Below are 21,237 nucleotides of genomic sequence, written 5' to 3' on the forward strand. Positions count from 1 at the left end.
AGCTTAGGCATGGAGCGATTCGGCGAGCGCTAGGGTGCGGCGGGCACGCTCGATGATGGGCAGGTCGAGCAACTGGCCGCCGAAGGCAACCGCGCCGTCGCCGCGTGCCTGGGCCTCATCGAAGGCTTGAATGACTTTGCGGCAGTAATCCAGTTCGGCGGCGGTGGGCGTGAACGCGGCGTTGACCGCGTCAATCTGCGAGGGATGAATCAGTGACATGCCGGTGAAGCCGATTCGGCGTGCCTGCTGCGCGAATCTCACACAGCCGTCCACGTCGTTCAAGTCGGGCCAGACGCCGTCGATAGCTTGCACATTGGCGGCGGCGGCTCCGCAGACAAACGCCGAGCGCGCGTAGAGCAGGTCGCGCGCTTCGCCTTCGCGCTGCAGGGGAAGGCCCAGCTCACGGCCAAAATCCTCGGCACCGAAAATCAGTCCGATGACGCGCGGCGAGGCCGCGGCAATCTCCTGCGCGCGGAGCAAGCCGCGCGGGCTTTCAATCGCCACCAAAAGGCGTGTGCTATTGCGCGCTATGCCCTTCTCCGGCTCCATGCGATCCAGATATTCTTCCACCGTCTCAATCTCTTCCGGCGAGTTCACTTTCGGCAGCACCAACCCTTCCAACCCGGGACGAATCACTGCTGCCATGTCGTCAAACATGCGCGCGTGGCCCACGGCGTTGATGCGCACGTAGAGCGCGGGCGTGAGTGCGTCTGACGCCGCGACCTTGTCGAGTGCCAGCGCGATCTGCTCGCGCGCCGCTTGCTTTTCGGCGGGCGCGACGCCATCTTCAATGTCGAGCATGACCGCGTCGAGCTTCGTCAGCCCGAATGATTTCTCAATCATCTTTTGTCGATGGCCGGGTACGAACATCCAAGAGCGCAGCAGTCGTGCAGTTTGGTTGGACATTAGATAATTCTCGCCTTCAAAGATAGTGGCCGCTCCATTACTGTCGCGGCTCGGATAAAATTTAATACGAGCGCGGCATTCCCAGCACGTTCTGGCCGAGGAACGCCAGCACCATGTTGTTGTTGACTGGGGCCACGGTGAACAGGCGCGTCTCGCGGAATTTGCGTTCGACGTCATAGTCGCGGGCAAAGCCATAGCCGCCGTAGGTGTTCAGGCAAACGTTGGCGGCTTCCCACGCGGCGTCGGCGGCGAGCATTTTTGCCATGTTGGCTTCCGCGCCGCACTTCTCGCCGCGCTCAAATTTCGCGGCGGCGTGGAAGCGCATCAGGTCGGCGGCCTCCACATGCGCGTATGCCTGCGCGATGGGGAACTGCACGCCCTGATTCGCGCCGATGGGGCGGCCAAAGACGACTCGCTCAGTGGCGTACTTCGAGGCACGATCCACAAACCAGCGGCCATCGCCGATGGCCTCGGCGGCAATCAGAATGCGCTCGGCGTTCCAGCCGTCGATGATGTAGCGGAAGCCCATGCCCTCCTCGCCGACCAGATTTTCGGCTGGAATCTCCACGTCCTCGAAGAAGACCGTGTTGGTGTGATGATTGATCATGATGTCGAGCGGCTGCACGTCGAGCTTGCCCTTCACGTTGCGCATATCCACGATGAAGACGGAGAGGCCGCGTGTCTTGTCCTTCAGCTCGTCGTATGGCGTGGTGCGCGCCAGCAGTAGCATCAGGTCGGATTGCTTGACGCGCGAGATGAAAATTTTCTGCCCGTTGACGATGTACTTATCGCCCTGGCGGATTGCTTTCGTCTCGATGCGCGTGGTCTCCGAACCGGCGTTCGGCTCGGTAACGGCAAACGCCTGCATGCGAATCTCGCCGCTGGCGATCCCCGGCAGGTACTGTTTCTTCTGACGGTCGTTGCCGTGGCGCAGCAGCGTGCCCATGATGTACATCTGCGCGTGGCAGGCGCCGGAGTTGCAGCCTGAGCGGTTCATCTCTTCAAGAATAATGCTGGCGTCAGTGAGACCCAGGCCCGCGCCGCCGTACTCTTCCGGGATCAGCGCGGCGAGGTAGCCGGATTTGGTGAGCGCGTCGATGAACTCCTTTGGGTAGCGCTCGGCCTTGTCTACTTCGCGCCAATAGGCGTCGGGATAATCACGGCATAGCTCGCGCACGGCGCCACGGATGGCCAATTGGTCTTCGGTAAGAGTTGTGGGCATTGGGTCAGCTCGCTATCAATGAAGTTAAGTTCTCGAGGCCATGAGCTCGCAGCTTGTTCCAGGCGCTGAGGACGTAGTATATAAGATGACTTGCTTCATTCCAAAAAGTCCAGCAGGTCAGGGTTTTATCAGGAGGATTCATCATGGCGGTAAAGCCGGGTTGGGAAGGAAGATTTTTTGAGGACTTCGTGGTGGGCGATATTTATCGGTGCCGCCTGGGTCGGACCGTAACGGAGAACGACAACATCTGGTTCACGCTGCTGACCAACAACACCAATCAGATTCACTTCAATAATGACTACGGCAAGCGCACCGAGTTCGGCAAATGCCTCATCAACAGCGCGCTGACCCTGGCGATTGTTGCAGGCATGGGCGTGGCCGACGTCAGTGAGAACGGCTTCGCTCTGGGCTGGGATGAGATCAAACTGCCCGGCCCGCTCTTTGCCGGCGATACGATTTATTCCGAGTCTGAGGTGTTGGAGATACGCGAGTCAAAATCGAAGCCGCAATGGGGCATCATCAAGGTGCGAACGCGCGGCATCCAGCAGGAGGGTAAGGTGGTCATCGACTACGTGCGCTCGGTGATGGTCTATAAGCGCGCGCACGCGCCGCTGCAAAACCTGTTTCCCGAAGTGAAGAAGTAAGAATGGCGAACACTCCCTTAAAGTCAATCACCGCGCCGCGCCGCGCTCTCGATGGTGTGCGTGTGCTGGCGCTGGAGGCTTCCGTCTCGGCGCCGCATTGCAGCCGACTGTTGGCCGATCTGGGCGCCGAGGTCATCAAGATCGAGAAGCCCAGCGAAGGCGATATCCTGCGCGGCTGGGACTCGGCCGTGCGTGGGCTGGCGTCGGGCTATGTTTGGCTGAACTACAACAAGCGCAGCTTCGCCATTGATGTGAAGAAGCCTGCCGGGCGCGCCGCCGTCGAGAAGCTGGCCGCGCAGGTGGATGTGTTCCTTGAGAACTTCGCGCCCGGTGTGGCGGAGCGGCTGGGCTTTGGCGCGGCGAAGTTGCGCGCGATGAATCCTCGACTTATCTACTGCTCAGTTTCGGGCTACGGGCAGGATGGACCGTATCGCGATGTGAAAGCCTACGACCTGCTGATACAGGGCGAGGCTGGTGTCATCGCCAGCACCGGAACACCCGAACATCCTGCGAAGGTGAGCGTTCCCATCGCCGACTTGGCCGTCTCGATGTACGCGACATCGGGCATTCTCGCCGCGCTCTACGAGCGTGAGCGAACCGGGCGCGGGCAGGTGCTGGACGTCTCGATGTTTGAGTCGTTGCTTTCCTGGCTGGGCTATTTCCCGCACCACTTCTGGCATCGCGGCGAGGAACCGGAGCGTGTCGGCATGCGCCACCACTTCGTTACGCCTTACGGGCCGTATTTGGCGAGCGATGGCGTATATGTAAATCTTGCGGTAGCCACTGCGCTTGACTGGACGGTTTTTTGCCAGCAGGTCATTGAACGTCCCGATCTGCTCGATGACGCGAAGTTCGCCACATCCGAGTTGCGCCGCGCCAACCGCGTGGTGCTGGAGAAATTGATTGAAAAGATATTTCTGACACGGCCAGCGGCGGAGTGGCTACAGCGGCTGGAGACCGCGCGGCTGCCGCACGGCATCGTCAGAGGCATCGCGCAAGTGCTGTCGCATCCGCAAACACTTGCACGCCATATGATCCAGCAGGTCGCCTCGCCAGTCGGCGAAGTGCCGGTGATCGCCAGCGCGCTACGCATGTCGGACAGCCCGCCGCGCCTCGATCCCGTGCCGGACCTCGGAGCGGACACTGAAGCCATCCTCAATGAACTAGGTTTCTCAAGCGAAGAGATTGCCGCAATGAAGGCCGATCAAACCATTTCCTGATTGTGCGACAGAGCCGCGACCGGGCGGGAGCGGTTTCTCAGTGGAGCCGCCAGGCGGCATCGCATGACCGCTCTCTCCCGGTCGCGGCTCTGTTTAGAGATTAATCCGCCCCGCTTGCTGACATCTGCACGGCCACCAGTGCGGACTCGCGGTCGCGCATGGCGACGCGGTGCAGCGTGAAGTAGCAGATGGCACCGAGGACATTCATCATCAACAAGAACAGGAAACCGCCCCAGTACGCTCCACCAAGCGCACCGATCAGCTTGCCGAAGGCCCACGGGCCGATTGCGGACACGAGACTGCCCACGCACATATAGATTCCTGTTCCTCGAGCGATGGCCTCGGGACGGACCAGTGTATGCAGCAGCGCACCATTCAGTGCGGCGATGCTGCAGGGCACGGCGGTCAGCGCGGCCAGCAGCACGGCGCTCAAGGCGGCAGGCCCCCAGTGCGCCGCGGGCAGAACTACGATCACAAAGACCAGGCAGGTGGCCATCGCGGTCAGGGCGCGCTTCATGGTGCGGTCGGCGATAATGCCCACCAGCACCGTCAGCGGTACGGCGAGCAGGTAGCCGATGGTGAGCCACGTGCTCATCTCCCCGCGCGTAAGTCCGCGCTGCGAGAGGACGAAGCTGGGCGTCCACTGAATCATCGTAAAGATGGTGGTCACGGAGATGATGGTGCACAGCGTGATGATCCAGAATGAGCCGCTGCGCAGCAAGTCGCCAAAGGTCATCTTGACCACCGCGCGTTCCTGCTTGCGATCCGCCTCAATGTCGGCCAGCTCGCGCGAGTCGAGGCCCTTCTGATCCTGCGGCGTGCTGGAGATGAAGAAAAAATTGATGAGAGGGATGAGCGAGATGCCCGCCAGCGCGAGGATCATGCCGCGCCAATTGCTGCTGACGATTAGCGCGCTGATGAGAGGCACGCCCAGCGCGGTGCCGAGGCTCGGTCCGGTGAGCCAAAACGTCTGTGCGCGGGAATGCTCGCGCGAGGGGAACCAGCGGTTGGTGAGCGAGTTGCTCACCGGCCACATGTTTCCTTCGGCCACGCCCAGCAGAAAACGGGCCACGTACAGTTCCTGCAAGCTGGTGGCCCGCGACATCAGAACCATTACCGCGGCCCAACCCAGCGTTCCGGCAATCAGGCAGGCGCGCGCGCCGAAACGATCCACCAGCAGGCCCCAGAAAAAAATGGAGACGCCATAGCCGACGAAGAAAAGCGACATCAGCCCACCGAGTTCGCCGAAGCGGCCATCCATCTGTAGTTCGTCGAGGAATCCTTTGTCGGCGATGACCAGAGAGATGTTGATCTTGTCGAACTGGCCGATGGTCCACCACAGCAACATGCTGGTGGCCACCAGCAACCAGCGCTTGGTGCCCAGCATTTGGCCAATCGATACCTTACTGCCCGACCCCGCAGCCATTGGTCCCGCCATCGCTTAATTCTCCTCAGGTTCCATGAGACGTTCAATAAGAATCTCTGACGCCGCCAACAGTATATATGAACAGCGAATCCTGAAGGGTTAGTTGATGGCCACGGTTACACCGGGCTGGCTGGCAAAACCGCCGATCTGTAGTTCAACGGGTACCGAACTGCCTATGGTAATATTCGCGGGCACGACTACATTAATTTGCAAGAGGCCGGCAAATCCGGGCGCGGCTCCAGCGAAGCGAACCGTGGCCGGAGCGCCGCCAATGCGCACGGCGACGGGAAGCACTGGGGCGGGGAAGGGGGACTGCGCCAGCACTCCCTCCACACTTGCGGGCTGTGTCTGCCCCTCGCCGGTGGCGTAGAGGACAATCTCCGAGCCGCGCGCCGCCGGACGCGCCGCGGAGTTTACGGACAAGTCGGAGTTTAGAATCGCGCCGGGACCGCGTCCCTCGGTGAGCGTAAACAAACCGGGCGCGGCGGCTGCCACTTTGGCGGTGAAGGGATTGGAAAGCGCATTCTGATATTCGGTCTGGACCATTACGCGCACGCGGCCAGAGATGCCGTAGGGTACTTGTGCATTCACCTGATCCGACTGCGTGTAGTAGAGCGGCGCGGCGAATTCATCGAACCAGATGCGCGACTCGGCGACCACTCTGCTGATGCGCCCTTGTCCGTCCAGTTGCGCGCCCAGCCCTTGCGCGGGGCCCAGCCCAGAGCCAAACAGGGTAAGGATCTCGCCCGGAGCGATGTCGCCGAGGAGGAAACTCGCCGCGTTCACCGGTCCCACCGCGTTCATGCGCGGCTCGCGTCCATCGCTGATGATTTGGCGGACTGTGCCGCTGTAATCGTTGAGATAAAGCTCACCCTGGTCGTCCTCGCCGAATGAGCTGATGTTCAGGCCGCTGCGAAGCAGCTCTTCGTTACGCCAAGCGCCGGTCGAGAGTTCGCTCAGCGCCCAGATGCGACCCGTCACGAAATCAGCAAAGACATACTTGCCGAAAAGGGAAGGCACGGAAGCGCCACGGTAAACATAGCCGCCGGTGACGGATGCGCCGTCGCTGCGACCGTATTCATGAATTGGTAGCGCCAAGCCGTCGCGATTGCAGTTCGTGGAGGGGCTGTAGCAGCGTCTGCCCTCCATCCGATTCCAACCGTAGTTGCCGCCTTTGACGATGATGTCGATCTCCTCCAGCGCGTCCTGCCCCACATCGCCTGCGAACAACCGTCCGCCCGCACGGTCGCCTCCTGCGCGGTCAAAGGAGAATCGCCAGGGATTGCGCAAGCCGTAGGCAAAAATTTCATCGCGGCCCGGCGACGCGGCGAAGGGATTATCCGGCGGAATGCCGTAGGGTGTCGCGGAGTCGATGTCGATGCGCAGAGTCTTGCCGAGCAGCGATGAGAGATTTTGTCCGTTGCCCTGCGGGTCGCCGCCAGCGCCTCCGTCGCCGCTGGCGATGTAGAGAAATCCGTCGGGACCAAACGCCACCATGCCTCCGTTGTGATTTTCAAAGGGCTGCGAGTAGGTAAGCAGGATGCGTTCTGAATCAGTCGCGGCCATGTTGGCGTTACCGGCGGAAACGGCGTATTCGGCGATGACCGTTTCAAGGCCGGCCGCGCCGGTGCGTGTGTAATTGACGAAAAACCGGCCGTTTTCACCGTAGCGGGGATGGAAGGCCAGGCCGAGTAAACCCATCTCGCCGCCGAATCGCACGCGGCTGCGGATGTCGAGGAACGGCGTCGCCACAAGCGTGCTGCCGACGAGAATGCGAATGCGTCCGGCCTGCTCGACGATGAACAAGCGCCCGCTGCTATCACCCGCTCCGGTTGCGTAGATGGGCGCGCTCAGGCCCGTGGCGACAGTCCGCAACTGAATCGCTGCCTGTGTGCTGATGCCTGCGATAAGAATGGTGACGCACAGCGGAATCAGCAGCAGCCGTCTTGGCCGCGCAGCGAAACGGTCAAAGAAGTATTTCATCCTCATGCTGCACCTCATCCAGACGCACGGAGACTTTACCACATAGTATGCCACGCTCGCGGCGTGGCCAGAATCACCGGGCCTTGTTAAGATAGGCGCTGCCACAACTAAGGCACCAAATTCGGGGCACCAAATTCCGGCTATGAAATACGGGGCATGAAGATTGGGCACGCAGAATATCGTGGGGGTCATCCAGTGAGCGACATATCTTCAAATGAGCAGGCCGGCGCGGCACCCGTAAAGGCGACCGGGGCGCGCTCCTCATCGCACCCACGATTGTTCCTGATCGATACGATGGGTTATATCTTCCGCGCCTATCATGCGTTGCCGCGGCTGACTAATCGCGAGGGGCATCCCACGCAGGCCGTTTACGGTATGTACACCATGCTGCGCAAGCTGCTCGAAGATTATCAGCCGGAGTACATCACCGCCGTCTATGACCTGGAAGGCCCCACCTTTCGCCACGAGGAGTTCACCGACTACAAGGCCAATCGCGAGGAGATGCCAGCGGATCTGGCCGAGCAGTTGCCGCACATCCGCCGCTTGCTTGCGGCGCTGCGTATTCCGATTCTGGCGGAGAAGGGTTACGAGGCCGATGACGTCATCGGCGCGCTGGCGCGGCAGGCGGCGCAGCTCGGCACAGAAGTGCTCATCATCACCAGCGACAAGGACATGCTGCAACTGGTGGGTGGCACGGTGCGCGTGATCAATCCGATGAAGGACAACCGCGTTTACGAGTCCGCGCAGGTGTTTGAGCAGATGGGCGTTTTGCCCGCGCAGGTGCCTGATCTGCTGGCGTTGCTGGGCGATGCGGTCGACAATATCCCCGGTGCGCCGGGCATCGGCGACAAGGGAGCGCGCGAGCTGATTCAGAAATATGGAAGCGTGGAAGGTTGCCTGGAGCACGCCTCCGAGGTGACTAAAAAAACGTACCGTGAATCTCTGGAAAATAACCGCGAGCAGATACTCTTAAGCAAGCGGTTGGCGACGATCGACTGCTCCGCGCCGGTCCCGCTCCATCTCGACCATCTGGTGCGTGCCGAACAGGATCCCAGCCTGCTGCGCGAGCTGTTCCGCGACATGAACTTTACAACGTTCCTGAAGGAACTTCCCTCCACGGAGCACGAGGCGCCGAAGGACTACGCCACGCTGTCGACCGCGGCGAGCGTCCGCGAATTTTTGGCAGCGCTGCCGCAAGGCGCGCCCGTCTCGCTGGCGGTGATTGATGCCGCGCAGGGCGGACTGCCCGATGACGACTCGGGAGATGCCGCCCCGCTGCTGGATCTACACGCGAATCCGCTCGGGCTGGTTATTGAAACCGCTGATACCTCTCCACGAATTGGACTCGCAACCGACGCGGATCGCGCGCGCGCAATTGCGCCGGAGGCCTTCGCCGCCATCCGCAATTGGTTATCTGATGCGGACGCGCGCAAGGCAGTGCATGATTCCAAGACGGCGCGGCTGGTGCTGGCGCGATCCGGCGTGGAGCTGCGTGGTGTTGAGCATGACACGTTTCTCTATTCCGCTTTGCTCGACGCATCCGACAGTCGGCATGATCTGGCCACCATCGCCGACCGGCGGCTGGGCGTGAGACCTGATAAAGACGCGCCGGAGGCCGCTGCCGAGGCTGCTGACCTGACCGCTCAGCTTGTCGCGCTGCTGATCCCGGAGATTCGTGAGTGGAAGCTGGAGAAAGTCTATTCCGAAGTGGAGCTGCCGGTCGCAGCCATCCTTGCGAGGATGGAATCGGCGGGAATATTGATCGACGCGGAGCAGCTCAAGCGATTGTCGAAGCGCTTTGAAGGTGAGATCGAAACACTGCGCAAGGAAATCTTCCGGCTCACTGGCGCGGAGTTCAATATCAATTCGCCGAAGCAGCTTGGCGAAGTGCTCTTTGAAAAAATGGGCCTGCCCGCGCCGCGCAAACGCGGCAAGAGCAAGTCGGTCTCGACGGCGGTGGATGTGCTCGAAGAACTGGCGCAGACGCATGATGCGCCGCGGCGGGTGCTGGAGTATCGGCAACTATCGAAGCTCAAGTCTACTTATGTGGACGTGTTGCCTGCGTTGCGCAATCCGGTTACCGGACGTTTGCACACCAGCTTCAATCAAGCGGGCGCGGCCACTGGCCGGCTGTCGTCGCACAACCCCAATTTGCAGAACATTCCCATCCGCACCGAGCTGGGCAGGGAGATCCGCGCGGCATTTATCGCCGAGCCGGGCCATGTCCTGCTGGCGGCGGACTATTCGCAGATTGAGCTGCGGTTGCTGGCGCACTTCAGTGAAGACCCGCTGCTGCTGGAGGCATTCCAACGTGGTGATGACATTCACTCGCTGACGGCGTCCGCCGTGTTCGGCGTGTCCGCTTCGGACCAGACCGACGAGCATCGCCGCCGCGCCAAGGCCATCAACTACGGCGTCGTGTATGGCATCAGCGCGTTTGGGCTGGCGCAGCAGACGGGAGTATCGCAAGGGGAAGCGCAGCAGTACATCGATGAATACTTCCGTCGTTACGAAGGCGTGAGCCGCTTCCGCGATGCGACGCTGGAAGAAGTTCGCAAGTCGGGCGTCGTACGCACGTTGAGCGGAAGGATGCGGCGCATTCCAGACATCAACGCCAAGGACTCCACCGCGCGACACTTCGCCGAACGCACGGCGGTGAATACGCCGCTGCAGGGCAGTGCCTCCGACCTGATCAAGCTGGCCATGATTGGCGTGGACCATGAGTTGCACGAGCGCGGCTCCGGTGCGCGGATGCTGCTGCAAGTCCACGACGAGTTGGTGCTGGAGGTTCCTGAGAAAGACGTGCAGGCAACCGCTGCGCTGCTACGCGAGTGCATGGAGAAGGCTTACGCGCTCCGCGTGCCACTGCTCACCAGCGTCTTCGCCGGCCGTAACTGGCGCGACATGGACGATGTATGACCTCGTTGATGTAAGTCTCGATTCGGGCGATTAATGCTTGGTGGTTTTCACTTTGCCGCGCAGCGGAAGCTGCAGGCTCTTGGCGGGAATCTTCGCGTTCAGCTTCACGCCGCGGTAGCGCGCGATCAGGTAGTCTTTGCTGGGCTCGTAGAACTTCTGCTGAATGGGTTGCCAGGTCTGAGGAGAGAGCCACAGCTCAATGCGCGTGAGCTTGTTTGCGACGCCCTGCGACTTGGGCGTGAGGTCCAGACGAATCGCCTCTTCCTTGTCGGCTGGCTTACCCGCTGGGCCGTCCACGGCCTCGCGGCCCTTGAAACTCACTTGATAGGATTTCTGCAACTCCGAGCCTGACGTCCCGAAGCCAAGCAGCAGAAACTGCTCCAGCATGTTTTGATTCTTGCCGAGCGAGAACTCTTGCACCTCCGCTATCTTCGGCTGATAGAGCTGGACCTTGCCGTCGGAGAACAGCACGAACTTCTCAGCCGGGTGGGTGAAGTTCAGCATCACGCGCAGCTTGCCCTTGGACTTCTCGAAGAATATCTTGCCACGCTCGGTGGAGAAATCGTTCACGATCACAGTTACCTTGGTGTACTCGATGTCGCCGGTAACGGAGGCGAACTGCGCGGAGGCCTGATCCATGCCCGCCAGTGTTGAGGCCAGGTCGTCACTCTGCGCATGTCCGACTGAACCCCACGAAAGCGCTATGAACAGGGCTGTTGAGAGCATCCCGCACGCCGCGCGAAGAGCGGATGCCGGGAACCCCATTCCACTTGTGTCGCTACTCATGCACGGAAACCGCATAGCTTGTAACCTGCCCGAAGGCGTCTTTATTGGGGACGATGCGCATGATGCGGATCGGCTTGCCGGTATGCTTGGCGAGCACGCGGCGCGCCACTTGCTCCACTTTCGATGAGGCCTCGGCCTCGATCACCGCGGCGCTCAGTTGATAGGTGATCTCGCCCTGCGCGCTCGGGACCATCACCACCTCGCCGCTCGCCGCCTCGACGGGCTGGTCGTTGAACCACGCGCGCGGAGAGAGGAAGATGAAGGCTAGGATCAGCGCCACCATGACGTCGTACTGCCAGGTCGCGCGCTCGTAGGTCCAGAAGACTACTCGGTAAATGGCCAGCCCTAACTTGCGAAACATACTCATGAGTGTACGCCAATAAGATGCACTTTTGTAGCTCACCGATGCCTGCCGCCGCCCCGCCCCCTCCCTGCTAACGCCCTGACAGATTATCCAAAGAATCCAACTTTCCCAAAGTGCACACGTTCACGGTTCTGACCACTCTGACCAAATTCGCGGTCGCCCATTGACGGCGCTGTCCGCCCGCCGCTCTCCGCAGAAAATTTCTTCCGCGACTTGCGTCTGATTCGCCAACGTTGCGGAATCGTCGGCAGGTTCGGAATTTCCCAAAGAAATTAGTGGATAAGTTCCTGAATAATTGCGTTGAGACTCCGCCGCTGCCGCAACCCGGCCCGTCAGTTCCACAACTCCGACCAAGACCGCCCGCGCCGCGAGCACCGCGATTTTTGAGTTGTGTTTCCGGTTGGCGCTCCAGGTAGGGACAGGTCTCCAGACCTGTCCTCCGGAGAGCAGGCAGGAATGCCTGCCCCACTTATAGCCCCATCGTCCATCCAAGCGAACTGAGACACTCGCCCTTCGCGTGGAGGTCGTATCCGGCAGCGCCCGCCGGGTGCCACTCGGTGTATGCTGATGGCGAGTGCGACGAGCGCGGAGTCTGGGAATACTTCTCCGGGAAGGCCGAGCAAAATGGCATGGGCCTTGCGGAACTGTTGAGCGAAGTCCTCCAGCGCGAGTTCGAGATCAATTGGGCGCGAAAGTAATTCAGGTTCCGGCCACATCCTACAATTGGCCGTGAACGTCCCGTCCGTCCCCCCGATTTTCACTCCAAAGGCTGTCCCCCTCCCTTACTTTTTCGAAATTGCTTCGGCCATCGCAAAGAGACGGTCCGCCTCATCAAACTGACCCAGTAAAAGATATAACAATCCAATTGCTATTTGGCCTTCACCTTCCGACGCACCGCCATCGAGTTCCACGTTGTGAATAGTTTCCAGCGCCAGCTTGCTCTTCCCTTCTGCCACATATGCAAATGCAAGCGAGACATTGTTTTCGAGGTCTCTAGGAGCGCTGAGGAGAGCAGCTTGGACGGATTTTAAATCCGGGATGTTGTCACGAACCAAGGGATTGGATCTGCCAAACAACGCACCTACGCTCCGCGCATAGACCGTACCAGAGATTCCCTCTCTACGGATGAATGCAACGAACTTCCTCATCGACGCAGCACTGTTTGCATAGTCCTCGCCGGAAGCCCACTTACAAAGCCCATCACCGAGCAATCCTATCGAAGCTTCTGGGTCCAGCATTAAACTGGTGCTGAGTTGCTTGCATCCTTCGTCCGGATTCTCGCTGAGTAAAGACAACCCGAGGATGGAGCGGGCCGCCGCGTTATTCGGGCTCAATTTTACTGCTTCGGCTAAATGCAGACTTGCTTCCTTCGGTCTGCCAACCGCAAGGTAGAAGCCCCCCCCACGTCTTCTAGGACTTGTGTGTCTCGCGGCGCCAGCTGGAGAGCTGTCTCGATATAAACACCGCCGAGTTCCGCATTGCCGGTCAAAGCTTCCGCGAATGCTAGAGCAGTGTAGGATTCACTCGATGGTGGCTGACCGGTGGCAGCCTTTCTGTATTCGCTAATTGCATTGTCAAACTCGCCGCGCTTTTGGAGCACACCGGCGATCCTCATGTGGGCTAGAGCGGAAATTGGCGAGATTTCAGATGCCTTTCGATACAATGCGATGGCTTCATCCAATTTCCCCTGGCTTTCGAGTAAGTACCCCAAGCTCAGCCGTTCATACACAGCAGTAGTAGGATTTAGCTCGATGCTGGTTTTAAGGTCCGTCATGGCGAGATTCCGTTTACCAGCCACTCTACGCGAACCCCCTCGAATTTCATACAGCCAAGCGTTTCTGGGGTCTAGCACGATTGCACGCCTGAATACATCTTCTGCGGCATCGTATTGTCCGAGTTTTGTAAGGTAGATACCTCTATAGCCCAATGCCGTGATATTCGTTGGGTCTAGCCGCAGCACTTGGTCGATTGCTCGGCCAGCCTCAATTACACTGCTACGTTCTACCTCGTCGTTGGCAAGCGAGAGAGTCCCCAATTCGGCACCTCTCTTTCCCTCCAGCTTATCCCAGGCATCGTGAAGTAAATCCGACACTGTAATAAGTACCTGTTTTTTTTCCCGTTGCCGCGCCGCGCGTAAGTCCCACAACGAGATGGCACCAAGAGTTATTCCAACTATGAGCCCGCTAACAGCGGCCCAGTTCGCTACCTCCTTTCGACGCATTAATGTCAATAGCCAAGTCCCAGTCTTAGGAACGCGCGCGGGCGTTAGGTTATTTATGAGGCTGCGACTAGCCTTCCCTTCCACGTGAGGGACGACTTCGTCTATGTCGGCAATGAGGCGTTTTCCCGGGGAGGTGCGTCGCACCTTCTTACGTGACCCCGTCTGTCGTTTTCTATTCACTGGCCGTCCTTGTCACTTTTCTCACATTAGAAAACCGGGGACGGGACGTAACCCCTGAGACCGTCCCTACCGGCGGGTGCTGGGTTTGGGCCTGCATGTAAGAGCGCAAAATGGCGTTGATGCGCGTCTGGTAGCCCTTGCCGTTCTTTTTTAGCCATTTCACCACATCATGGTCCAGGCGGATGGTCAGGCGGTCTTTCGGCTCCGGCATCACCAGCTTGGCGGTCTTCCAGAACGATTTGTCCAGTTTGGGAATATCGGAATAGTCTATGTCTCCATCGCGCATATTGCGCAGGCGTTTGAAGTCACTCTGACCTTTTGCCAGTGGCTTCGAGGTGGTCTTGATAATCCTGTCTTTCATCGCGATTCGCTCTCCTTGCCGAAATAATTCGTCGCCGTTCACCGCGCATCACATAGACGACCACGATTTCAATGCCGCCATGAGACCGACAGCGAGTATGCGGTCTTCACCGCGACGGCTGTCAACTTTCTCGAATACCGGCCCCCCGGAAAATCCGCCTGACATCCCGAAAATCAATCTGATGCTTTGCGAGGTTTGCCTTCCTTTTGTTTTCGTCCCACTCGAAAAGCATCCACGTCCCTTGACAGCATGTTCTCAGCAGGTATGTACAATTTGTACATCTAATTGCGCAGATTGTCAAGGCTAGCCGAAAAAACAAAGGGGGCGGGAAGTGCGGGGAATGGGGAGTAGGTAAAAGGGAGTGGGGTTCGATCCGAGCCGCGACAGTTATGGAGTGGCCACCATCTTCGTAAACACCACCGCGCTTGACGTAAACAAACGCTTAAGAACTGAGATTTTCGGACATCCTCGCATCAGGGTGTCCATCTAATCGGTGGGCGCTCCATAACTGTCGCGGCTCGGATCGAACCGCCTACTCCCTATTGCCCACTCCGTTTCCCCCGTTCGCGCTTGCTTTTCTCCGCTATCACCCATAGAATATACAATTCGGAGTTGTCCGCTCCCGTTGGCTGACTGGTCTGTGCAGACCGGCCCGCGATGTTGGACTAGCGCGGGCGGGGCAGGCGCCGTTGGCGATTCCTCTTCTGACTGATACTTGGAAGATACGAGGCAGATTCGGCAGGGATTTTGCGGCCTGTGGCGGGCCTGTCGGAATTGCTATCTGCGCGGGTTTTCGCGGGCCGCGCGGCGGCGATAGCGCTGGACTGTGGGAAAGCAGGTCCCTCGCTGCGCTCGGGATGACGACCGTATAAGGTGGGATGACCACCGTAAAAAGTGGGATGACGACGGTGTAAGGCAGGTTGACGGCGTTCTGTTAAATATGGACCGAGAGCGCATCAAGATATTCTTCGGCAACTCCAACCCGGCGCTGGCGCGGGAGATTTGTCATGTGCTGCAACTGCCCGAGGGGCAGTGCAAGATTTCGCGCTTCTCCGACGGCGAGGTGCGCGTCCAGATTGACGAGAACGTGCGCGGCATGGATGTCTTCGTGGTGCAGCCCACCTGCCAGCCGGTGAATCGCAGCTTGATGGAGCTGCTGTTGATGATTGATGCGCTGAAGCGCGCGTCGGCGCGGCGCATCACGGCGGTGGTGCCCTATTACGGTTACTCGCGGCAGGATCGCAAGGACCGTCCGCGCGTGCCCATCTCGGCGAAGCTGGTGGCCGATTTGCTGGAGGCCGCCGGCGCGCATCGCGTGCTGACCATGGACTTGCACGCGCCGCAGATTCAGGGCTATTTTAATTTGCCGGTGGATAATCTGCTGGCAGTGCCGGTGCTGGTCGAGTATTTTCGCAAGCTGAACCTGCCCGACCTGACCGTGGTTTCGCCCGACGCGGGTGGCGTGGAGCGGGCGCGGTTTTTGGCCAAGAACATGCGCGCAGCGCTGGCCATTGTCGATAAGCGGCGCCCGGACGCCAACGTCAGCGAAGTGATGAACGTGATCGGCGATGTGGAAGGCCGCACCGCGCTGGTGGTGGACGACATGATCGACACGGCCGGAACGCTGGTGAAGACTTCCCAGGCGATTCTGGACCACGGGGCCAAGGCGGTCTATGCGTGCTGCACGCATGCGGTGCTGAGCGGACCGGCGGTGGAGCGCATTGTGGGATCGCAATTGACGCAGGTGGTGGTTACCAACACCATCCCGCTGAGCGAAGAGGCCGAGGCCTGCGGACGGATTGTGATGTTGAGCGTGGGGCCGTTGCTGGCGCGCGCGGTGCAGTCGATTCACGAGGAGACCTCGGTGAGCGACCTGTTCCTGCAAGTGAATAATGGAAGTTAGCGGTGCCCAGTAAACGCCGCGAGAATTTTGAGACAGAACGAGAAGGTGGTTCATGGAACGCGTAACGATTGAAGCAGAGATCAGAACTACAGGCACCTATGACGATGTGCGCAAAGTGCGCAAGGCGGGCAAAGTTGCCGGAGTCCTTTATGGCGGCAAGGGCGGCAGCGTAGCGGTACAAGTGGTGTCGCGCTCGCTGGTGCCGGTGCTGGGAGTTCAGCGCAAGCACAACCGATTATTCCAATTGACCGTGAAGGGCGGCGAAAGCACGCTGGCCATGGTGGTGGAGGAGCAGTGGCATCCGCTGAAGTCCACGCTGACCCACATTGATTTCAAGCGCGTGAGCATGGATCAGAAAATCCACGTTCCGCTCTCCGTGTTGCACACCGGGCTGCCGGAAGGCGTGAAGTTGCAGGGCGGCGTGTTTGAAGTGGTCATGCACGAGGTCAACATCGAGTGCCTGCCCGCCGATCTGCCCGATGAGCTGACAGTGGACGTTACCTCGCTCGGCCTGAATCAGGCTCTGCGCATCGCCGATATTCAGAAACTGGTGGGCGATAAAGTAAAGCTGCTGCACGACGCGCACGCCGTGGTCTTCCACATTGTTTCGCCGCGCGCTGAAGAGGTTGCCGCGGTGGTGGCTCCCGTGGAGGGCGCTGTCGAGCCGGAAGTCCTCAAGAAGGGCAAGGGTGAGGCGGAGGGTGCGGAAGGTGGCGACGCCAAGGCTAAGGGCGGAGACGCCAAGGCTGGAGACGCCAAGAAGGATACGAAGAAGAAATAGTGCCGTAAGGCTCTGGGTGCTGCTGAATATTGTTCCCCGATTTTTATTGAGGCGCCCCGTGCTGGCGAAATTCAGGAGTTCTGAAGTCCGGTGCGGCGTTAGGGGAAACTGGCCGTGAAACTTGTGGTTGGGCTGGGCAATCCCGGTGCGGAGTACCGGCACTCGCCGCATAACATGGGCTTCGCGGTAGTCGAGCAGATGGCCCGTCGGCTGGGCGTCGAGTTGAGTCGCCACCGTGCTCACGCGATGTGTGGCTCGGCGTCGATCGGCGAAATAAAAGTTTGGCTGATCGAGCCGCATACTTTCATGAACCTGAGCGGCAAGTCCGTACGTCAGTGGTTTGAGATTGAAGAGTGCGGGCCGGGGGATTTGATCGTCATTCACGACGAGTTGGACCTGCCTTGGGGCCGTTTGCAGATTCGGCTGCAGGGCGGCTCGGCGGGACACAATGGAATCGAGTCGATTATCGACTCCATCGGCACGAAAGAGTTTGTCAGGTTGCGAGTGGGAGTGGGCAGCGACTATCGGCTTGGCGACCCTGTAGAGTACCTGCTGAAACCGGTATCGCTGGCGCGGCGCAAGGAAGTGGAAGTGATCGCCGACCGGGCTGCCGAGGCCGTGGAAGAGATGATTCGCGAGGGCGTGGCCACGGCCATGAATCGCGTGAACCGCCGAACCGAGGCAGAGGAAGCATAGGAAGCAAACGAGGCAGAGGATTCCATCGCTAGCTGCCGAGCGGGAAATTTGATCGAGCAACGAGAGTTGAGAAGGAACCTGAACATGAGAACTTATGAAGTGATCTTCATCATCCGCCCGGATATGGTCGAGGAGGATGCGGACAAGCTGGTCGCGCTGATGGAAGCCGTGGTGACGAATGGCGGGGGCAAGGTGCGCAAGACGGATCGCATGGGCCGCCGTCGTCTGGCTTACATGGTGGGCCGGTTCCGCGAAGGCATCTATGTGCTGCTGGACATCGAGTGCGACGCCGCGACCATTATGGAACTGGAGCGCCGGTTGAAAGTGACCGAGCCGGTGATCAAGTATCAGTCGGTGCGCACGGATGAAGAGATGAAGCGCGCGGCCAAGCTGGCCGCAATTCGCGCCAAGCGTCCGCCCTCGCGCCGTTCGCGCGCCGCCGCGCCGCATGCTGCTCCGGCTGCTGCTGCGCCATCCGCGCCACAGGCCCCGCCGCCTCCAGCCGCTCCGCCTGCGCCCGCTGCTCCGGTCGCCGGCGCGTAAGTTGGGCATGAAGTAAGGATGCAGAAGAAGTTTTGAGGCAGATGAAAGCGCCTCGACCAGAGATTTGAAATTTAACTGATTGGTATTGCCAATAGGAACTGGAGTTAGCTATGGGATCGCAACCAACATCACCACGACCGTCAGGACCCGGCGGGGGTTACGGTGGACCACGCCCCGGTGGCAGCGGACCTCGTCCAGGCGGGGGGAGCGGCGGACCGCGCCCCGGCGGCCGGCCCGGTGGTGGCCGCGGATTCTCGCGCCGCCGCAAAGTCTGCAAGTTCTGCGTCGAGCGCATCGACTATATTGATTACAAGGACGCGCGCATGCTCGGACAGTTTGTCCCCGAGCGCGGCAAGATTCTGCCCATGCGCACCTCGGGCGTCTGCGCGCCGCACCAGCGCCGCCTGATGCGCGCAATCAAGCAGGCCCGCAACATCGCGCTGCTGCCGTTCACCACTGAGGCCTAAAGGCAGGGAGTGGGGAACCGCGATTCCGAATGCCGAATTCCGGATGGAGCATTCTCCCTTCGTTCGCTTCAGTAGTGTGAGGGCGCGGATTCTGCGCATGGATAATGAAAAAGTTCGAGTGGCGATGCCGGAAAAACTGCAAGGCTCGCATTGGAAAACAAACTAAGGGAGTAAGCGGTTTAACCAACCCCTATTCCCTAACACCTAATCCCTGGTTTTGAGGTTTGCTATGGCGAAGATTATGGAATTGATTTTGCGCGAGGAAGTGGCCCATCTCGGCGGGCGCGGCGACATCGTTAGCGTGAAGGCCGGCTACGGCCGCAATTTTCTGCTGCCGCGCAAGATGGCGGTGCCGCTTACCGAAGGCAACAAGAAAGTAGTGGCGCAACAGAAGATCGCCGGACTGAAGCGCGACGCCAAGGACAAGGCCGAGATGGAGGCGCTGGCCGCCATTCTGGGCCAGGTCTCGCTGTCGTTCACGCGCAAGGCAGGCGAGGCCGGCGTGCTGTTTGGCTCGGTAACTTCCATCGACATCGCCGAGGCCCTGAACCAGAAGGGGTACAAGCTGGATCGCCGCAAGATCCATCTGGAAGAGCCGATCAAGCAGCTCGGCGATTTCCAGGTCCCGGTGAAACTGCACAAGGAAGTAACCGTGCAGATTGCCGTGATCGTGGCTGGAGAAGCCGCCTAGGCCCTGCCGTTGATCCATCGGCTCCGCCGTTTAACGAATTCAGTCGCAAATTAAATCCTGCGCCACGTCTTACGATGCGGCGCAGGATTTTTTATTGCGACTCGGTTATGCCACGGCGGAAAATCGTGCCGTGTCTGCTAATCCACTTCTGCAAATCTACTGGTGAATAGTGATGCTGCCCTTGCTCAGCGGCGTCGCCAGCGTAAACCTTCCCGTGTATGGGCAGGAGCCGGCACCGAGCCGCGCGCGGCAGCAAGCGGACCCACTGGCGCAGGCACGATGGTCGGTTTCACGAGCAACAAATATGGCACACGCGTGTGAGTTCCAGGACCGTGCTGGACCGACAACCGTGTCCGCTCGCTGACGCGCGCGGCTCTGTGACGCGCAACACCGTAGCGCGACTAAAGCCGTGCAACTAAAGCCGCACAACCGGGTGTGCCTGCTTGCGCACTCCTCTACCGCGCTTTTTTGCACGCGACCTTGGCATTCGCCGCGCGCTTCGCTAAAATGATTTGATGGCTGATTTTTCGGGCGATTAACTCAGTTGGTAGAGTGCCACCTTCACACGGTGGAAGTCACAGGTTCGAGTCCTGTATCGCCCACCATGATCGTCGCGCGGGCTGGAGGCGACGGCAACATGGGGATATCGAAACCAGGTAGTTGATCGGCAGTTGATTGGTAGTTGATCGCCGGGCAGGGAGCCGCACAGGATCATGACCAGAGCCGCCGCCGGTCCATCCATCGTTCACACTTCTTCCCCTATATCGGGCGGCGCCGCGACGTCGATCCACCAACATTTGCTGGAGCTGGAGCGGGCACTGGGCGTGGTGATCCGCGGCAATGGCGAAGCTGTACACATGGCCCTGGTGGCGCTGCTCTCCGAGGGCCACCTGCTGATTGAAGACGTGCCCGGCGTGGGCAAGACCACCATGGCGCACGCGCTGGCCAATTCCATCGCCTGCCAATTCCATCGCGTGCAGTTCACTTCCGACCTGCTGCCCAGCGACGTTGTGGGCGTCTCCATCTACAACCAGGCGAAGGCGTCGTTCGAGTTCAAGCCCGGCCCGGTCTTCACCAACATCCTGCTGGCCGATGAGATCAACCGCACCACGCCAAAGACGCAGAGCGCGCTGCTGGAGGCCATGAACGAGCGCCAGGTTACGGTGGATAATCAGACCTATCCGCTGCCTGATCCGTTCATGGTGATCGCCACGCAGAATCCCGTCGAGCATCACGGCACGTATCCGCTGCCGGAGTCGCAGCTCGACCGCTTCGTGATGCGTATCCGCATGGGCTATCCCACGGCGCAGGGCGAGCGCGAGATTCTGCGCGCCACCCAAGTGCGGAATGATTCGCGCAACGGGGCGAATGGTTCGCCGGGCGGCGCGGGCGGGTCAAATGGCGCAGGTGGCGCAGGCGGCACCATGCTCTCCGGCCTGAAGGGGCCGATCGCGGACGCCGCGCAGATTCACGAATGGCAGAATGCCGCGCGCCAAGTTGCCGTGGAAGACACTCTGCTCGACTACGCGCTGAAGATGGTGGCACGTACCCGCGAGCACGAGCACATCGCGCTGGGCGTCTCGCCGCGCGGCTCGCAAGCGCTGTTTCGCGCCGCGCAGTCGCTGGCACTGCTGGAAGGCCGCGCCTACTGCATCCCGGACGACTTCAAGCGCCTGGCCATCCCGGTCTTCTCGCACCGCATCGTGATCAGCCCGCGCTACGTGTCAGCACAGAAAAAATCCGACCAGGCCGAGTCATTGGTCCGCGAAATCCTGGACTCGACCGAAGTCCCACTGTAATTTTTTGCGTTGACCGAGCGTTCTGTCGCCCCTGCCGGGGCTGGTCAATAAGGAAGGATTGTTCTAAATGTCCCGTGAACCCACGGCTCGCGCCGTGGGCTACTTTCTTGTCGCCGCTGCCGCGG

At 60.0% G+C, this 21,237-nt stretch carries 19 protein-coding genes, 1 tRNA gene and 1 pseudogene; 11 read left to right on the forward strand and 10 right to left on the reverse strand.

The genetic code is table 11. The features are described 5' to 3' along the window. Nucleotides 1-3: 3 nt before the first annotated feature. Nucleotides 4-1,083: a CoA ester lyase gene (locus EXQ56_00520; GenBank protein MSO18944.1), complete on the reverse strand. Its 1,080-nt coding sequence runs from the start codon at nt 1,081-1,083 to the stop codon at nt 4-6. Continuing rightward, nucleotides 968-2,128 (reverse strand): acyl-CoA dehydrogenase, encoded by a 1,161-nt coding sequence (locus EXQ56_00525; protein ID MSO18945.1) that lies wholly within the window; start codon nt 2,126-2,128, stop codon nt 968-970. Before EXQ56_00525 ends, EXQ56_00520 begins: the two co-directional genes overlap by 116 nt. Before the next feature lie 143 nt (nt 2,129-2,271). Here EXQ56_00525 and EXQ56_00530 point away from each other — a divergent pair, with 143 nt between their 5' ends. Both EXQ56_00530 and EXQ56_00535 read left to right on the forward strand, forming a co-directional pair. Continuing rightward, on the forward strand, nt 2,272-2,772 hold the full coding sequence (locus tag EXQ56_00530) for a MaoC family dehydratase (protein ID MSO18946.1): 501 nt from the start codon (nt 2,272-2,274) through the stop codon (nt 2,770-2,772). 2 nt (nt 2,773-2,774) lie between these two features. Beyond that, entirely contained in the window at nt 2,775-3,992 is a 1,218-nt protein-coding gene (locus EXQ56_00535; protein ID MSO18947.1) for a CoA transferase, read from the forward strand. Nucleotides 3,993-4,092: 100 nt separating this feature from the next. Here EXQ56_00535 and EXQ56_00540 read toward each other — a convergent pair whose 3' ends face one another. Together EXQ56_00540 and EXQ56_00545 are read right to left on the reverse strand one after the other, a co-directional pair. Next, nucleotides 4,093-5,430, reverse strand: a complete 1,338-nt coding sequence (locus tag EXQ56_00540; protein ID MSO18948.1) for an MFS transporter — start codon at nt 5,428-5,430, stop codon at nt 4,093-4,095. An 87-nt stretch (nt 5,431-5,517) separates the two neighbouring features. Beyond that, nucleotides 5,518-7,407, reverse strand: coding sequence for a hypothetical protein (locus tag EXQ56_00545; GenBank protein ID MSO18949.1), 1,890 nt, complete (start codon nt 7,405-7,407; stop codon nt 5,518-5,520). Between the two features lie 150 nt (nt 7,408-7,557). Here EXQ56_00545 and polA point away from each other — a divergent pair, with 150 nt between their 5' ends. After that, on the forward strand, nt 7,558-10,320 hold the full coding sequence (gene polA / locus EXQ56_00550; GenBank protein MSO18950.1) for a DNA polymerase I: 2,763 nt from the start codon (nt 7,558-7,560) through the stop codon (nt 10,318-10,320). A 30-nt stretch (nt 10,321-10,350) separates the two neighbouring features. Here polA and EXQ56_00555 read toward each other — a convergent pair whose 3' ends face one another. The 6 genes and pseudogenes from EXQ56_00555 to EXQ56_00580 form a co-directional block, all read right to left on the reverse strand. Beyond that, the gene (locus EXQ56_00555; protein MSO18951.1) at nt 10,351-11,046 is read right to left on the reverse strand and encodes a hypothetical protein; all 696 of its coding nucleotides are present in this window, start codon (nt 11,044-11,046) and stop codon (nt 10,351-10,353) included. Nucleotides 11,047-11,098: 52 nt separating this feature from the next. Next, entirely contained in the window at nt 11,099-11,473 is a 375-nt protein-coding gene (locus tag EXQ56_00560) for a hypothetical protein (GenBank protein MSO18952.1), read from the reverse strand. A 779-nt stretch (nt 11,474-12,252) separates the two neighbouring features. Next, nucleotides 12,253-12,804, reverse strand: a complete 552-nt coding sequence (locus EXQ56_00565) for a hypothetical protein (GenBank protein MSO18953.1) — start codon at nt 12,802-12,804, stop codon at nt 12,253-12,255. 14 nt (nt 12,805-12,818) lie between these two features. After that, on the reverse strand, nt 12,819-13,700 hold the full coding sequence (locus EXQ56_00570) for a tetratricopeptide repeat protein (GenBank protein MSO18954.1): 882 nt from the start codon (nt 13,698-13,700) through the stop codon (nt 12,819-12,821). Between the two features lie 163 nt (nt 13,701-13,863). Beyond that, the gene (locus EXQ56_00575; protein ID MSO18955.1) at nt 13,864-14,232 is read right to left on the reverse strand and encodes a hypothetical protein; all 369 of its coding nucleotides are present in this window, start codon (nt 14,230-14,232) and stop codon (nt 13,864-13,866) included. Next, nucleotides 14,177-14,464: pseudogene (locus EXQ56_00580) on the reverse strand (BrnT family toxin). Before EXQ56_00580 ends, EXQ56_00575 begins: the two are co-directional and overlap by 56 nt. 708 nt (nt 14,465-15,172) lie before the next feature. Between EXQ56_00580 and EXQ56_00585 the strand changes: the two are divergent. From EXQ56_00585 to EXQ56_00620, 8 genes are all read left to right on the forward strand, one after another. Continuing rightward, nucleotides 15,173-16,135 (forward strand): ribose-phosphate pyrophosphokinase, encoded by a 963-nt coding sequence (locus EXQ56_00585; GenBank protein ID MSO18956.1) that lies wholly within the window; start codon nt 15,173-15,175, stop codon nt 16,133-16,135. A 52-nt stretch (nt 16,136-16,187) separates the two neighbouring features. After that, nucleotides 16,188-16,916: a 50S ribosomal protein L25 gene (locus EXQ56_00590; GenBank protein ID MSO18957.1), complete on the forward strand. Its 729-nt coding sequence runs from the start codon at nt 16,188-16,190 to the stop codon at nt 16,914-16,916. Between the two features lie 108 nt (nt 16,917-17,024). Beyond that, nucleotides 17,025-17,612 (forward strand): aminoacyl-tRNA hydrolase, encoded by a 588-nt coding sequence (locus EXQ56_00595; GenBank protein ID MSO18958.1) that lies wholly within the window; start codon nt 17,025-17,027, stop codon nt 17,610-17,612. A gap of 84 nt (nt 17,613-17,696) precedes the next feature. Then, the gene (gene rpsF / locus EXQ56_00600; protein MSO18959.1) at nt 17,697-18,155 is read left to right on the forward strand and encodes a 30S ribosomal protein S6; all 459 of its coding nucleotides are present in this window, start codon (nt 17,697-17,699) and stop codon (nt 18,153-18,155) included. A 110-nt stretch (nt 18,156-18,265) separates the two neighbouring features. Beyond that, the gene (gene rpsR, locus EXQ56_00605; protein MSO18960.1) at nt 18,266-18,622 is read left to right on the forward strand and encodes a 30S ribosomal protein S18; all 357 of its coding nucleotides are present in this window, start codon (nt 18,266-18,268) and stop codon (nt 18,620-18,622) included. A gap of 241 nt (nt 18,623-18,863) precedes the next feature. Then, nucleotides 18,864-19,313: a 50S ribosomal protein L9 gene (locus tag EXQ56_00610; protein ID MSO18961.1), complete on the forward strand. Its 450-nt coding sequence runs from the start codon at nt 18,864-18,866 to the stop codon at nt 19,311-19,313. Nucleotides 19,314-19,842: 529 nt separating this feature from the next. Beyond that, nucleotides 19,843-19,918: transfer RNA gene (locus tag EXQ56_00615), tRNA-Val, on the forward strand. A 108-nt stretch (nt 19,919-20,026) separates the two neighbouring features. Continuing rightward, nucleotides 20,027-21,112, forward strand: coding sequence for a MoxR family ATPase (locus EXQ56_00620; protein ID MSO18962.1), 1,086 nt, complete (start codon nt 20,027-20,029; stop codon nt 21,110-21,112). Nucleotides 21,113-21,237: the final 125 nt, after the last annotated feature.

The organism is Acidobacteriota bacterium, assembly GCA_009691245.1.
GTDB lineage: Bacteria > Acidobacteriota > Terriglobia > 2-12-FULL-54-10 > 2-12-FULL-54-10 > SHUM01.

What these genes read in the sequence shown, in the direction of transcription:
- EXQ56_00520 (MSO18944.1), bottom strand. Translation starts at nt 1,083, where the DNA reads ATGACGTCGAACGCAAATTCCGCGAGACGCGCCTGTTCACCGTGGCCC.
- EXQ56_00525 (MSO18945.1), bottom strand. Translation starts at nt 2,128, where the DNA reads ATGCCCACAACTCTTACCGAAGACCAATTGGCCATCCGTGGCGCCGTG.
- EXQ56_00530 (MSO18946.1), top strand. Translation starts at nt 2,272, where the DNA reads ATGGCGGTAAAGCCGGGTTGGGAAGGAAGATTTTTTGAGGACTTCGTG.
- EXQ56_00535 (MSO18947.1), top strand. Translation starts at nt 2,775, where the DNA reads ATGGCGAACACTCCCTTAAAGTCAATCACCGCGCCGCGCCGCGCTCTC.
- EXQ56_00540 (MSO18948.1), bottom strand. Translation starts at nt 5,430, where the DNA reads ATGGCGGGACCAATGGCTGCGGGGTCGGGCAGTAAGGTATCGATTGGC.
- EXQ56_00545 (MSO18949.1), bottom strand. Translation starts at nt 7,407, where the DNA reads ATGAGGATGAAATACTTCTTTGACCGTTTCGCTGCGCGGCCAAGACGG.
- polA (MSO18950.1), top strand. Translation starts at nt 7,558, where the DNA reads ATGAAGATTGGGCACGCAGAATATCGTGGGGGTCATCCAGTGAGCGAC.
- EXQ56_00555 (MSO18951.1), bottom strand. Translation starts at nt 11,046, where the DNA reads ATGCTCTCAACAGCCCTGTTCATAGCGCTTTCGTGGGGTTCAGTCGGA.
- EXQ56_00560 (MSO18952.1), bottom strand. Translation starts at nt 11,473, where the DNA reads ATGAGTATGTTTCGCAAGTTAGGGCTGGCCATTTACCGAGTAGTCTTC.
- EXQ56_00575 (MSO18955.1), bottom strand. Translation starts at nt 14,232, where the DNA reads ATGAAAGACAGGATTATCAAGACCACCTCGAAGCCACTGGCAAAAGGT.
- EXQ56_00585 (MSO18956.1), top strand. Translation starts at nt 15,173, where the DNA reads ATGGACCGAGAGCGCATCAAGATATTCTTCGGCAACTCCAACCCGGCG.
- EXQ56_00590 (MSO18957.1), top strand. Translation starts at nt 16,188, where the DNA reads ATGGAACGCGTAACGATTGAAGCAGAGATCAGAACTACAGGCACCTAT.
- rpsF (MSO18959.1), top strand. Translation starts at nt 17,697, where the DNA reads ATGAGAACTTATGAAGTGATCTTCATCATCCGCCCGGATATGGTCGAG.
- rpsR (MSO18960.1), top strand. Translation starts at nt 18,266, where the DNA reads ATGGGATCGCAACCAACATCACCACGACCGTCAGGACCCGGCGGGGGT.
- EXQ56_00610 (MSO18961.1), top strand. Translation starts at nt 18,864, where the DNA reads ATGGAATTGATTTTGCGCGAGGAAGTGGCCCATCTCGGCGGGCGCGGC.
- EXQ56_00620 (MSO18962.1), top strand. Translation starts at nt 20,027, where the DNA reads ATGACCAGAGCCGCCGCCGGTCCATCCATCGTTCACACTTCTTCCCCT.